A 13,505-nucleotide genomic window follows, 5' to 3' on the forward strand; every position below is an offset into this window, starting at 1 on the left:
GCGGTATGAAGAATAAGGTGGTGAGATTTTATGCAGAGTGCACGTGATATTCGACGCCGGATTAAGAGTATTAAGAGTACCCAGCAAATTACCAAGGCCATGAAAGTTGTGGCTGCGGCGAAACTGCGCCGCGCCCAAGAGGCAGCCACCGCTGCCCGGCCTTATGCCGTAAAGTTTAGCGCTGTGCTGGGGCGGGTAAGCTCTGCAGCCGGCGGTGGCGTCAAACACCCATTATTAGAAGTACGTGAACCTAAAAAGACTGCCTATATCATCATTACAGCCGACAAAGGTCTGTGTGGTGGCTTCAATGCCAACGTAATCCGTTTGGCTACAAAAGAGCTTAGCAAACACGATCAACCGGCATTGATAGCAGTTGGGCGCAAAGGTCGTGACCACTTTAGACGGCGCAATGCCAATATAGTTGCACAGCATGTTGGACTCGGCACAAGTGTCAGCTTTAGCAAAGCAAAAGAAATTGCTCAGTATGTCATTAAAAAATATACTGAAGGCGAGTTCGACCAAGTATTCCTCATTTTCAATGAGTTTGTCAATGTTTTGACTCAACGTCCGAAAGTAATTAAGCTGTTACCCATTGAAAACATGGAAGAACAAACAGCTGAGGGCGAAGATAAAGAGAAAAAAGAAATGGTATCCTACATTTTCGAGCCGGATGCAGAATCCGTTCTTGGCGAACTTCTGCCGAAATATGTTGAGATAAACGTTTTTCGGGCGATGTTAGAGTCCAAAGCAGGCGAATTTGCTGCCACCATGACCGCTATGGACTCTGCTACCAAGAACGCCAGCGATATGATCGACAGACTAACCCTGTCATTGAACCGTGCCCGTCAAGCTGCTATTACCACAGAGATCGCCGAAATTGTCGGTGGTGCAGCGGCACTAGAATAATATATTTGCGCTATAAATCTGACACGCAAGGAGGTCGGAGAAGTTAATGAACGTTGGCAAGGTTGTTCAGGTAATGGGCGTGGTTGTTGACGTAGAGTTTGAGCCCGGCCAAGTACCTGATATATACAACGCGCTAAAAATACGTTCCGAGGACCAGGATGGCGACTACGGTGAGTGGAACCTCACCTTAGAAACCGCTATGCACCTCGGTAACAACCGGGTACGTGCAGTTGCTATGTCTTCTACTGACGGCCTCGTAAGAGGTATGAAAGTAGTAGATACCGGTAAACCAATTACCGTTCCGGTAGGAAATAACGCTTTAGGTCGTATGATGGACGTACTCGGTCAACCTATTGACGGTTTACCGGAAATTCAAACAGATACCTATTATCCCATTCACCGTCCGGCACCGTCATTTGTAGACCAATCTACCAAAGCAGAAGTTTTTGAGACCGGAATTAAAGTTATCGACCTGCTCATCCCCTTCCTTAAGGGTGGTAAAATCGGTTTGTTCGGCGGTGCAGGTGTAGGTAAAACAGTTTTGATTATGGAATTAATCAACAACGTTGCTACCAAGCACGGTGGTGTTTCCTGCTTCGCCGGCGTTGGTGAGCGGACCCGTGAAGGTAACGACCTGTACTACGAAATGAAAGAGTCAGGCGTTCTTGGGAAATGCACACTGGTGTACGGCCAGATGAACGAGCCGCCGGGCGCACGTTTGCGTGTAGGTCTTACCGGTCTTACCATGACCGAATACTTCCGTGATCAAGGGCAAGACGTTTTGCTCTTTATTGATAACATTTTCCGTTTCACTCAGGCCGGTTCCGAGGTTTCCGCATTGCTCGGCCGGATGCCTTCAGCGGTTGGTTATCAGCCGACACTGGCTACAGAAATGGGTCAATTGCAAGAGCGGATTACCTCTACCAAGAAAGGTTCGGTTACTTCCGTTCAGGCTATTTACGTGCCTGCTGACGACTTGACAGACCCTGCTCCGGCAACAACATTCGCGCACTTAGACGCGACCGTTGTTCTGTCCCGTCAGATTGCAGAGTTAGGTATTTACCCTGCTGTTGACCCGTTGGACAGTACATCACGTATTCTTGACCCGAACGTAGTAGGTAAAGAACACTACGAAACCGCGCGTGCCGTTCAGAGTGTTCTGCAGCGTTATAAAGAGCTGCAAGACATCATCGCTATTTTAGGTATGGATGAATTGTCTGAAGAAGACAAACTGATCGTTGCTCGGGCTCGGAAGCTGCAGCGCTTCCTGTCACAGCCCTTCCACGTAGCGGAAGCGTTTACCGGTACACCCGGAGCTTACGTTACACTGAAAGACACCATTCGTGGCTTTAAAGAAATTGTAGACGGTAAGCACGATGATCTGCCAGAGCAAGCATTCTATATGGTAGGTACCATTGAAGAGGCTGTTGAGAAAGGTAAGAAGCTGTTAGAGGAAGGTGCATAATATGGCGAAGACTCAGCGCCTCGATATTGTCACCCCTGAAAAAGTGGTGTTCAGCGAGGAAGTTGACTTCGTCGTTGCACCCGGTGTTGACGGCGAATTGGGCTTCCTGCCCGGACACACTCCTCTGGTCAGTGCGCTAAAAATCGGAGAACTAAGGGTGCACAAAGACGGTAAAGAAATTAAAATGGCAGTAAGCGGCGGCTTCGTAGAAGTGAAAAACAGCCGAGTAGTAGTGCTTGCTGACACCGCCGAACGTGCTGATGAAATTGACGTTGAAAGGGCACAGGCTGCCAAAGAGCGCGCCGAAAAACGTTTAGCTTCCAAAAGCGATGACATAGACCTTCTGCGCGCCGAGCTGGCCCTAAAACGTGCTTTAAACCGCTTAAAAGTAGCCGGAAAACCGACAAACCAATAAACCAAAGCCAGGGTACAAAAACCCCTGGCTTTTTACTTTGCTCACCATGTAACGGTAGAGAACTGCACACCCCGCCTTTCCGCCAAACAAACGTTGCATCTGTGCAAACGGGCGGGGATGGAACCCCGCCCCTACGGACGAAAAGTAAGATTATCAATAAAATGTAGGGGTCGGCTTCCACGCCGACCCGTTAAGAAACCTTGCATATAAGAATACGGGTGTACATGGAGAAACTATCCACACAGATGAATAGTAAAACCAATAAAATTGTAGGGGTCGGCTTCCACGCCGACCCGTTAAGAAACCTTGCATATAAGAATACGGGTGTACATGGAGAAACTATCCGCACAGATGAATAGTAAAACCAATAAAATTGTAGGGGTCGGCTTCCACGCCGACCCGTAAAGAAACCTTGCATATAAGAATACGGGTGTACATGGAGAAACTATCCACACAGATGAATAGTAAAACCAATAAAATGTAGGGGTCGGCTTCCACGCCGACCCGTAAAGAAACCTTGCATATAAGAATACGGGTGTACATGGAGAAACTATCCACACAGATGAATAGTAAAACCAATAAAATGTAGGGGTCGGCTTCCACGCCGACCCGTAAAGAAACCTTGCATATAAGAATACGGGTGTACATGGAGAAACTATCCACACAGATGAATAGTAAAACCAATAAAATGTAGGGGTCGGCTTCCACGCCGACCCGTAAAGAAACCTTGCATATAAGAATACGGGTGTACATGGAGAAACTATCCACACAGATGAATAGTAAAACCAATAAAATGTAGGGGTCGGCTTCCACGCCGACCCGTAAAGAAACCTTGCATATAAGAATACGGGTGTACATGGAGAAACTATCCGCACAGATGAATAGTAAAACCAATAAAATTGTAGGGGTCGGCTTCCACGCCGACCCGTTAAGAAACCTTGCATATAAGAATACGGGTGTACATGGAGAAACTATCCACACAGATGAATAGTAAAACCAATAAAATGTAGGGGTCGGCTTCCACGCCGACCCGTTAAGAAACCTTACATTTACGATAACGGGTGGGGAAGGAAACAGCATTTTTTATACAAAATATTCATCTTCCTGCCATTTAATCGGGTTGTTTTGAATGTATTCACATAATTTTAGGTATTCTTCTTCACCTCTAATAACCCGTTCATAATAATTGCGCTGCCACAAAATTAAATTTTTTGTTCCATTTAATTCATTGTAAATTTTGTTTGTATAAGATTTAAACTGACCTATAACCTTGTGCAAAGATAGGTTTTTGCTACCAGGTTGCGGTTGTTGCAATATAACTATTAGATGAATGTGATTAGGCATTAATACATATTTATCTATTGTTACATTAGGATAATGGTTATCAATATACTCTAGGGTTTTTACAATTTCTTTTCCTAATGGGGTTAATTTTAATTTTGGCGTCTCAAATGATCCGTCGCCGTCTTCAATGTTTGACAACAATTTACGTCTTTTATGGGTGCAGATTGTTATGAAATAATAACCGGGTTGTAAGTAATTGTAATTTTTTAAACGTAATTGTTTTCTTTTTGGCAGTTTATTCATAAAATCATCTCATTTGCGGTAAGATTTCTTTATGTATTTGCTCTTGTTTCTATAAATCCTTCTATGATTTGCCGGTAATAACGGACAGGCATGTTAACCCGCTAAGAAACCTTACATTTACGAGAACGGGCAGGGATGGAACCCTGCCCCTACGGACGAAAGGTAAGATTGTCAATAAAATTATAGGGGCTGGCTTCCACGCCGACCCGTAAGGCAAACATTGTATCTGTGCAAACAGGCAGGCGTGCCTATTGGCCTCCCTGCGGTTGAAACAGCAATCAACAAAATTGTATGCCACCGTCTAAACAAAACAAAACCCCCCAGGCAACTACAACTGCCTGGGGGTTTGCAAATGGAGCCGACGATGGGACTCGAACCCGCAACCTGCTGATTACAAGTCAGCCGCTCTACCAATTGAGCTACGTCGGCAAAAACAGCAGTCTTATTTTACATATATTTATATAGCAAAAAACTTGTCTTTCGTCAATAGCAAATAATCGCCTAAAATTGAAACCTATTCACCGGGCAGTATAATGCGCAACTTATTGGGTATTACCTTAATTTCCAGCGGCATATTTGGCCCCTTTTCGCCGTCAACATCAGATTGCACATTAATTGGGCTTTGCACCTTCAGCCACTTCACTTGATGATATTTTATCAACGGACTTTTTAAATGGTTGCCTTTACCCTTATACGCTTCCAGCAAAATATTAATTAACTTAGGCAAACTGCACTTTCTAAGCAGCAGCACATCTAACTTACCGTCTGAAAGGTCTGCCTTTGGGGCAATGTTTTGAAAAGTGCCCACGGTGTTAGAATTAAGCACTAACAACAGCAGCAGCTCTTTATCTATACTAAAAGCGTCACTTTCAATTTGCAGGGGCAGCGGGGTGATATTCTTTAACGATTGCAAACCCTTTAGGTAATAAGCAGTTACCCCCAATTTGCGCTTAATTAACTGATTTACCTCATAGGATACATCGGCAAAAATGCCGGTGCTAAATACATTGATAAAATAACGCCCGTTAACCCAACCTACATCTACAGTAGACTCTTTACCGGCAAGCAGCTGCCTGGTTACGGCTACCGGGCTGCCCTTTAACCCCAGCGCATTGGCAAAATCATTGGCCGTACCGCAGGGGATTACCCCAATCGGTACATCCGCACCGGCATTTAAAAGCTCATTAATCGTTTGGCTTAAAGTGCCGTCGCCTCCGGAAACCAATATCAATTGATAACGGTTAATATCTGCAACCACATTTTCTAAAGGGCAGCTGCCAATGCGAAAATAAGTAGGCAAATACCCGTTAGAAATACATAAATCGGTGATTTGATCCAGGTAGGGTACCAACCCCGCACTGCCGCTTGCCGGGTTGTAAGTAATTAATACCTGATTCAACTAATCACTCCCAATTCTAAACTATATTGCTTGCCAAACATTATATCATACTGCAAAAGCCAATACTTATTTTGCAAATCAACATACTCTTTGGGCAGCTTATGGTATAAGTTTCCGTTGGCGTCTATTTTAATTTCCGCCGAAAAGCCCGGCACTTTGCCGCTGAACTCAGCTAAAAACTGATAATAGGCCGGCAACTCCAGCCCGGCATATTTAAACACATAGGGCGGCAAAAAAGCCGGACTGACGGTGTTTAAGTCTTGTTTTCCTTCCTTAAAGTTGCTCCACACCACTAAAGGCGTGCTTCTCATGCGCTGATATTCCGGCAAACTCAACTCACCGTTGGCTGCTTTAATAAAACCCGCCTCTTTATAGGCCAGATAATCATCACCTAAATAGGGTAGGTGATCTCCGAAAAACACAATCATCGTCGGTTCTGCGGAGCTTTCAAAGTAATCGATTAGCTCTTTTAAAGCGCTGTCGCCGTCTTTAACCCCTTGAGTATAGGTTCTTAAAGCGGCTAAAGACTCATCAGACATGCTGCCGTTAATCTCAATATCTACCGACTGATAGCGGTTGGCTTCATATGGGCCGTGGTTTTGCATGGTAACCGCGTAAATAAACACCGGCTTTTCTGAATCGTTAACCTGCTCAATAATCTTTTGCGACACAGCTGTATCCGCTTTGTAAGCACCGCGGTTGGGCGCGTTTTTAAAATCTTCTAAGCCGATAAATTTCTCAAAGCCAAAATGCTGATACACCTTTTCCCGGTTCCAAAACCACTTATGAAAAGGATGGATCGCTACCGGGTAATATCCCCGCTTTTGCAATACGGTGGCCATAGAAGGAATCGGCTTATTTATATACTGCTGGTAAGGTACCGCCCCGGTAGGCAAAAAGGCGTTGGAAAAACCGGTTAAGGCTTCAAATTCTACGTTACAAGTGTATCCGCCAATGGCCGGCGACAGCAGCCAACCCGAGGCATGCTCGGTTTGCAGCCGTCTCACTGTAGGCAGCGGATCTTCACTGAAAGTAACGCTGCTTAACAGGGTAGGATCCCAAAATGCTTCATTCATTACTATGATAATGTTTGGCTTGGTATTGGATTGGGCAAATGCCGGTACGTCGGCCGGCTGCATGTTTTTAAGCTCATCAACCACTTTAGCCACATTGGTCTGATTGTAACCTTCCGGTGTGGAAATAAAAATGGTTTGCGTGTTCATTAAATAACTTAACAAAAAGCCGTTTATATCGTAATTTCTGTCCTGCCGCCACACAATATTTTGAATATCCAGTGATTTAAGCACCGCACTTGCCGGCGTTGCCTGATAAAATGCCACCGATGCAATGATTGCCAGTGACAGCAGCGCCAAAGGTGCCCGGTATCTAAGTTTTAACTTAAATTTCGGCAGTACAAAACGTATGCCTACAAACAGCAATAAGCCGACAAATAAGATAATTAAAGGAAGCAGCCCTGTTTCTTTGGTAAGCAGCGGCAATAGCTCAATAACCAGCTTGTAAAAAACAATATCCCAGGGGTAGAAGGGCTCACCTAAAAACTGCAGTTTATACATATTGACTAAACCCAGCAGTAATACAACGGCACTGTAAACCCCGAGAGTAATGTAGGTGCAGCCAAAAACCCCATATAAAAGCAAAAATAAAAAAAATAAAATTGAATAGCTAACCAGTACAACATTGGGTGAGGCAGCAGCCCAAGCCAATACAGCGGCCCCACCTTCCCGCTGGAAAAATTCTAGGGCAAACAAACCGACAGCCGGGGCAGTAATCAGAACAAAAAGAAATATCACTGCCCCCCAATTAATCCGTTTCATAAACTGCAAATCCCCCTATATTAGGCTAATAAATACGTTAAAATACAAATATTCGCCTAAATACAAAAAGAATCCTTTAAACATTAATTCCCTAATTAGGCAAAAGGTATGTTATAGCCCACCTTAATTTTATTAGTGAAATGTAGAGGCCGCTTTCCGTGCCGGCCGCTAAAGAAACCTAACATAAACATAGAGAAGCCTAGTCCAGCAGACGAACAATAAAATACTGCCATAACAAAAACAAGTATCCGATAAAAAAATATGGCAATACTAGATAATAAAAAACAAAGAACAAGAGGCTGTTTATGGAAAAACTAGTAATTAAAGGCGGAAACAAACTAACAGGCACCATTAGGGTAGGCGGGGCGAAAAACGCTGTACTGCCCATTATTGCCGCCACGCTGCTGACATCAGAAAAATGCCGTATTTTAGGGGTACCCAATTTAACCGATGTGGCTACCATTGGCTCGGTACTGCAGCACCTTGGTGCCAAGGTAGAAAGAAAAAACGGTGAAATTAAGCTTATTACCGAACAAATATATTCATCTGAAGCGCCCTACGAATACGTGCGGCGCATGCGGGCTTCTTTTTTGGTGATGGGCCCGCTGTTGGCCCGTACCGGTAAAGCTAAAATATCATTGCCCGGCGGCTGTGCCATCGGTACCCGACCGATAGATTTACACCTTAAGGGCTTTGATGCCTTAGGGGCGGAAATAAACTACGGCCAAGGCTATATCGAAGCCAGAGCCAAAAAACTAATCGGCAACCGCATTTACTTAGACTTTCCCAGCGTGGGGGCAACCGAAAACATCATGATGGCCGCCACACTGGCCGAAGGGGTTACCGTTATAGAAGACGCCGCCGAAGAGCCGGAAATAGTAGACCTGGCCAACTTCTTAAATTCAATGGGGGCAAAAATAAAGGGAGCCGGCACCAAAGTAATTCGCATTACGGGAGTAAAAGAACTGCACGGCACCACCCATAATGTCATTCCGGATCGCATTGAAGCGGGAACATACATGGTGGCAGCGGCCATTACCGGCGGTGATGTGCTGGTAGATAACGTTATACCCGGTCACCTAAACCCGGTGGTGGCCAAACTGCGGGAGGCCGGCGTAGAAATAACCGAAGAAGAAAACGGCCTAAGAGTAAAGGCAAAGGGCCAGTTAAAAGGGGTAGACATAAAAACCCTGCCTTACCCCGGCTTTCCTACCGATATGCAGCCGCAAATGATGGCTTTAATGTCGGTAGCCCAAGGAATTAGCGTAATTACCGAAACAGTGTTCGAAAACCGCTTTATGCACGTAAACGAACTAAAACGCATGAACGCCCAAATAAAAACCGAAGGCCGCACCGCGATAGTAAAAGGTGTGCCTAAACTTAAAGGGGCGAAGGTAAAAGCCACCGATTTACGGGCTGCCGCCGCCCTAATTATTGCCGGCCTGGCCGCAGAAGGAGAAACCGAATTAACCAACCTAGAACACCTAGATCGGGGCTACTATAAAATAGAAGATAAACTAAAAAAGCTCGGCGCCGATATTACGCGAGTTAAAATGTAATAAATTGCCATTATGGCGCATATAAATATACCTATGGACAAACCTTAATGCAAATGGGGTGTGTTTATATGTACCGAAAAAGAAAACTGCGCAAATCGGCGCTGGGCCTGATAATAATTATCTTATCCCTTGTGCTTTTAATACCCGAACTTAATAACCAACTAAGCAAACCCCAAATAGAACAACAAAAACCAATCCTGCGTCATGAGGTTAAACTATACAACCACAATACCAATGAAATAGAAATTCTTCCGATAGAAGAATACCTAATAGGCGTGGTGGCGGCCGAAATGCCGGCTAACTTTCCCAGTGAAGCCCTTAAAGCCCAGGCAGTGGCTGCCCGCACCTACATTGCCCAACGGCTGCAGGCCGGCGGCATAGAAAACCCGGTGCATCAGGGTGCAGATGTATGCAACGACCCCCGCCACGGCCAAGCCTGGCACGATGAAGAGCAAATGAAAGAAAAATGGGGTACAGTAAACTACTACCGAAACTATTTGAAAATAAAATGGGCAGTGCAGAGCACTAAAAACCAAGTGCTTACCTATAATGGACAATTAATTACCGCCGCCTATCACGCATCCTGCGGCGCCGGTGTTACCGAAAACTCCGGCGATGTGTGGCAAAGTGACTTGCCTTACCTAAAAAGTGTTAGCTGCCCCTACTGTGCCGACCCAAACAGAGAACGACAGGTTAGCTATCCATTAGATCAACTAGCCCGGCGCCTTAACCTTACCGCCATACCGGCAGCCGCCGATGCCAATGGCTTAATTAAAGTAACCGAAAGAACCTCTACCGGCAGACCGAAAACCCTGCTGGTAGGCGAAAAAGAAATATCTGCCGCCACCCTGCGCGAACTGCTGGGCTTAAGATCTACCTGGTTTAAATATAATATAGAAGGAAACAAAATAACCTTTACCACCAGCGGTTACGGCCACGGCGTGGGCATGTGCCAATACGGCGCCAAAGGCATGGCCGAAAACGGCAAAAGCTACCAACAAATACTGCAGCACTACTACCCCGGCGCCGAGCTAACCATATTGGAGTAATATAGGGGACGGAGTTCCGTCTCCTACCCGTTTTTGTAAATGTAATGCTTAACCAAAAATGTTTCCATTAAACCATTAATGTAACTCTTACCGGAATCCTGTTGTCTACCATTTTTACTGCGTTTCTTGATGGTCGGGGTTGGTATGGAAACCGAACCCTACCTTAATAAAAGAAAGATTTACCCAAAAAACTTATGTAGGGGCAGGTTCTATTTCCGCCGTTTTCGCAAATGTAATATCCCGTATAATAACCTTACAAAATGGCCACACTACAACTGAGGTGAATAATGTATGTGGCCGTTTAACAACAGCTTAAAACAACAATTAAAACAACAAGATGGCATAAAAAAATACCGCCGCTGGCTTAAAAAATGGTTGCTGGGCGGTGCCAAAACATACGCTGCGGTGGGGCTTGCGTTAATTTTACTTGGCGTTTTACTGGCCTTAAGATTTAACTTTTTACCGTTAACTGAACCGGTAACTAACGAAAATAACAACCCCAAACCATCGGTAACCGAAGATGTGCAAACCGAGCCCACCAACACACCAACGGCAAAAGAACCGCCGATAGATCTTAATCAATTAGTCATGCCGGTTGACGGCGAGATACTGCTGGATTTTAACCAGCCCTACTATTCCGAAACTTACCAAGATTACCGCTTTAGCGAAGGGGTTAGGTTTAATGCAGCAGAAGGCCGGCAGGTTAAAGCCGCGCTGGCCGGCAAAGTGGTATCAGCCGAACTGGACCCCTACAACGGATTTACCGTGGTAATTGATCACGGCCAGGGCTACCAAAGCAAATACGTGGGCCTAAATAACCTGCAGGTAACTGCAGGACAAAAAGTAGATAAAGGAGACATCATAGGCAGCAGCGAGGCACCTATAAACTTTATTCTCACCCATAATGGGCAGGCCATCGATCCCCAATACCAATAGTTGGGCACTAAATAAGTGCCCAACTTTGGCATTTCCCAAGCCTTCCGCACATATATATCAATTAGTTAACAGTGCCCGGGGAGGTTGGGGGATGCAGGATTATATTCAAAAGCGCGTGTTAGAGATATGTGCCTACATACTGGAAACCGGGGCCACAGTACGTCAGGCAGCCCAGGTATTTCAAGTCAGTAAAAGCACCGTGCACAAAGATATGACGGAAAGACTGCCGTCTTTAAATAAAGAACTTGCCCGTGAAGTGAAAAAAATCTTAGAGCATAACAAATCCGAAAGACACCTGCGCGGCGGTGAAGCTACCCGAAAAAAATACAAAGAAATGAGCTAAACCTCTTACCGAATAAAAGGAATTCTTCCCAAATAAGTCGAATGATAGCAAGAGTTGTCCACTTTCTTTTTTATGCTAATTAGTACATAAAACTTTTTTGGGTTCGTTTGCACCGAACCCTCTTGCACCAACCGATTGTACAAGCCGGTAGGCATGCCGATTAGCAAGCAATAACGAATGAATTGCCCACAAACAAACGTCGCAATTGCGGAACGGAGCCAGAGGAACTTTGATAAAATGTAGGGCACGGTCTTGACCGTGCCGCCGGTTATCAAAAACGGAGCGGTCAAGACCGTGACCTACCTAGGTTTTTGCAAATATTGCATCAATGATTTTGCATATCTAAAACATAACGCCAAAATGTATGGAATGGCCTTGGCGGCCCATAAAGAAACATTTACATGATAGCAAACTGGGTTCTACAAGGCCCAAAATAATATTACCGTTAAATTGCGGGCACGGTTTTGCCGTGCCGTATAACATACATTATAGTGGACAAGCCGGAAAATATAATTTGGGGAGGAAACACATTAAATGTTCGGATTTTCTACAGACATTGGTATAGATTTAGGCACCGCCAGCATCCTGGTATACGTAAAAGGCAAAGGTATTGTGCTGCAAGAACCTTCCGTGGTGGCCATAAACCGCGATACCGGCAAAATTATCGCCGTTGGTTCCGAAGCCAGAAGAATGCTTGGCCGTACCCCCGGCAACATTGTTGCCATCCGCCCGTTGAAGGAAGGCGTTATCGCCGATTACGACGTAACCGAAAAAATGCTTCGTTACTTCATTAATAAAGCCAACGCCAGAAAACTTTTTTTTAAACCCCGGGTAATGGTCTGCATTCCTTCCGGTGTTACCGGGGTAGAAGAAAGGGCGGTGCGCCAGGCAGCTATGCAGGCAGGCGCCAGACAAGCCCACTTAATTGAAGAACCCCTGGCCGCCGCTTTAGGCGCAGGGTTAGATATCTCCGAGCCCAGCGGCTCAATGATAGTAGACGTTGGCGGCGGCACCACCGATGTAGCGGTACTGTCCCTTGGCGGCATTGTAGTCAGCCGCAGCCTGAGAGTAGGCGGCGATAAATTTGACGAAGCCATAGTACGCTATATAAGAAGGGAATTTAACCTAATGATTGGTGAACGTACCGGTGAAGAAATTAAAATCGAAGTGGGCAGCGCGGTAGTAGATAAAGATTTAAGCATCCAAATTCGCGGCCGCGATTTAGTAACCGGCCTGCCCAAAGCCTTAACTGTAACCACCAGTCAAGTGTACGAAGCAATTTCCGAACCGCTGGAAGCAGTGGTGGGTGCAGTAAAAGAAGTGCTGGAACAAACCCCGCCCGAGCTGGCTTCAGATATAGTAAACAAAGGCATCGTTATGACCGGCGGCGGCGCGCTGTTAAATAACTTCGACCGCCTAATCAGCCAAGAAACCGGCCTGCCGGTATACGTGGCCGAAGACGCCATCAGCTGTGTTGCCATGGGCACCGGCAAAGCCCTGGCCATGATGAACGTACTGCCCACGCCCAAAAACAAAAAACTGTTTAAAAAGGTATTGGGGTAATAAAATTAAAAGCGGCCTGCACCAAAAAGTACAGGCCGCTTTTAACTTACTTTAACGTATCTGGTTTTACTTAAAAAATAAAAGATTAAAAAAAGCAGGAACAAAAATAAAAACACTAACGTCTAATGTAGATGTAAGGCAAAATTACTGCTTTTAACTAAAACAAAAAAAATTTAACTTTTTTGGGAACCTTTTAGACCTTTAATCGTCTAAAATAGTGTATCGGTAATCGGCTAAACCTTACCGAGTAAAAAAGACCCCAAATCAGAAGGATTTTTGTCGGCTTTGTAGAAACAGTATTACCTTAGGAACCGGTGCCATTTAAGTAACTAATTAGCTGCCGTTCCTAAAGGTGGTTATAAAGCAGCAAAAATTCAGGCACCTTTCAAAATTATATTTTAGAAAGGGGGGATGACGGACCAAACTTCGGAATGGTTCGTCCAAATTA

General features: G+C 45.2%; 11 protein-coding genes and 1 tRNA gene. 8 read left to right on the forward strand and 4 right to left on the reverse strand.

From position 1 onward, the window contains the following. Nucleotides 1-30: 30 nt before the first annotated feature. Genes atpG through ACZ5NG_RS11715 form a run of 3 tightly spaced genes read left to right on the forward strand, consistent with a single transcriptional unit; the run spans nt 31 to nt 2,786 of the window. On the forward strand, nt 31-906 hold the full coding sequence (gene atpG, locus ACZ5NG_RS11705) for an ATP synthase F1 subunit gamma (RefSeq protein ID WP_464251957.1): 876 nt from the start codon (nt 31-33) through the stop codon (nt 904-906). Between the two features lie 46 nt (nt 907-952). After that, nucleotides 953-2,371, forward strand: a complete 1,419-nt coding sequence (gene atpD / locus ACZ5NG_RS11710; RefSeq protein WP_464251958.1) for a F0F1 ATP synthase subunit beta — start codon at nt 953-955, stop codon at nt 2,369-2,371. A gap of 1 nt (nt 2,372) precedes the next feature. Beyond that, on the forward strand, nt 2,373-2,786 hold the full coding sequence (locus ACZ5NG_RS11715; protein ID WP_464251959.1) for a F0F1 ATP synthase subunit epsilon: 414 nt from the start codon (nt 2,373-2,375) through the stop codon (nt 2,784-2,786). Nucleotides 2,787-3,869: 1,083 nt separating this feature from the next. On the opposite strand, the gene ACZ5NG_RS11720 is transcribed toward ACZ5NG_RS11715, so the two are convergent. The 4 genes from ACZ5NG_RS11720 to ACZ5NG_RS11735 all read right to left on the reverse strand — a co-directional run bounded on the left by ACZ5NG_RS11720 (nt 3,870) and on the right by ACZ5NG_RS11735 (nt 7,607). Then, nucleotides 3,870-4,373: a transposase gene (locus tag ACZ5NG_RS11720; protein ID WP_464251960.1), complete on the reverse strand. Its 504-nt coding sequence runs from the start codon at nt 4,371-4,373 to the stop codon at nt 3,870-3,872. Between the two features lie 353 nt (nt 4,374-4,726). Further along, nucleotides 4,727-4,802, reverse strand: a tRNA-Thr gene (locus ACZ5NG_RS11725). An 85-nt stretch (nt 4,803-4,887) separates the two neighbouring features. Then, the gene (locus ACZ5NG_RS11730; protein WP_464251961.1) at nt 4,888-5,772 is read right to left on the reverse strand and encodes a diacylglycerol/lipid kinase family protein; all 885 of its coding nucleotides are present in this window, start codon (nt 5,770-5,772) and stop codon (nt 4,888-4,890) included. After that, a complete protein-coding gene (locus ACZ5NG_RS11735) occupies nt 5,769-7,607 on the reverse strand; it encodes an LTA synthase family protein (RefSeq protein WP_464251962.1) in 1,839 nt (612 codons plus the stop codon). The genes ACZ5NG_RS11730 and ACZ5NG_RS11735 overlap by 4 nt, the downstream gene beginning before the upstream one ends. A gap of 305 nt (nt 7,608-7,912) precedes the next feature. Between ACZ5NG_RS11735 and murA the strand changes: the two genes are divergently transcribed. From murA to mreB, 5 genes are all read left to right on the forward strand, one after another. Further along, on the forward strand, nt 7,913-9,166 hold the full coding sequence (murA, locus tag ACZ5NG_RS11740) for a UDP-N-acetylglucosamine 1-carboxyvinyltransferase (protein WP_464251963.1): 1,254 nt from the start codon (nt 7,913-7,915) through the stop codon (nt 9,164-9,166). A gap of 68 nt (nt 9,167-9,234) precedes the next feature. Continuing rightward, nucleotides 9,235-10,215 carry a stage II sporulation protein D gene (gene spoIID / locus ACZ5NG_RS11745; RefSeq protein WP_464251964.1) on the forward strand — a complete coding sequence of 327 codons (981 nt, stop codon included), beginning with the start codon at nt 9,235-9,237 and terminating at the stop codon, nt 10,213-10,215. A gap of 291 nt (nt 10,216-10,506) precedes the next feature. Continuing rightward, nucleotides 10,507-11,151 carry a peptidoglycan DD-metalloendopeptidase family protein gene (locus ACZ5NG_RS11750; RefSeq protein ID WP_464251965.1) on the forward strand — a complete coding sequence of 215 codons (645 nt, stop codon included), beginning with the start codon at nt 10,507-10,509 and terminating at the stop codon, nt 11,149-11,151. A gap of 91 nt (nt 11,152-11,242) precedes the next feature. Then, nucleotides 11,243-11,494: a sporulation transcriptional regulator SpoIIID gene (gene spoIIID / locus ACZ5NG_RS11755; RefSeq protein ID WP_464251966.1), complete on the forward strand. Its 252-nt coding sequence runs from the start codon at nt 11,243-11,245 to the stop codon at nt 11,492-11,494. A 534-nt stretch (nt 11,495-12,028) separates the two neighbouring features. Beyond that, nucleotides 12,029-13,057, forward strand: coding sequence for a rod shape-determining protein MreB (gene mreB, locus ACZ5NG_RS11760; protein WP_464251967.1), 1,029 nt, complete (start codon nt 12,029-12,031; stop codon nt 13,055-13,057). Nucleotides 13,058-13,505: the final 448 nt, after the last annotated feature.

This window comes from Desulfovectis peckii (assembly GCF_055391705.1).

Bases quoted from the DNA above. Each gene is read 5' to 3' on its own strand.
- atpD (WP_464251958.1), top strand. From the start codon at position 953: ATGAACGTTGGCAAGGTTGTTCAGGTAATGGGCGTGGTTGTTGACGTA.
- ACZ5NG_RS11735 (WP_464251962.1), bottom strand. From the start codon at position 7,607: ATGAAACGGATTAATTGGGGGGCAGTGATATTTCTTTTTGTTCTGATT.
- spoIIID (WP_464251966.1), top strand. From the start codon at position 11,243: ATGCAGGATTATATTCAAAAGCGCGTGTTAGAGATATGTGCCTACATA.
- spoIID (WP_464251964.1), top strand. From the start codon at position 9,235: ATGTACCGAAAAAGAAAACTGCGCAAATCGGCGCTGGGCCTGATAATA.
- atpG (WP_464251957.1), top strand. From the start codon at position 31: ATGCAGAGTGCACGTGATATTCGACGCCGGATTAAGAGTATTAAGAGT.
- murA (WP_464251963.1), top strand. From the start codon at position 7,913: ATGGAAAAACTAGTAATTAAAGGCGGAAACAAACTAACAGGCACCATT.
- ACZ5NG_RS11750 (WP_464251965.1), top strand. From the start codon at position 10,507: ATGTGGCCGTTTAACAACAGCTTAAAACAACAATTAAAACAACAAGAT.
- mreB (WP_464251967.1), top strand. From the start codon at position 12,029: ATGTTCGGATTTTCTACAGACATTGGTATAGATTTAGGCACCGCCAGC.
- ACZ5NG_RS11715 (WP_464251959.1), top strand. From the start codon at position 2,373: ATGGCGAAGACTCAGCGCCTCGATATTGTCACCCCTGAAAAAGTGGTG.
- ACZ5NG_RS11720 (WP_464251960.1), bottom strand. From the start codon at position 4,373: ATGAATAAACTGCCAAAAAGAAAACAATTACGTTTAAAAAATTACAAT.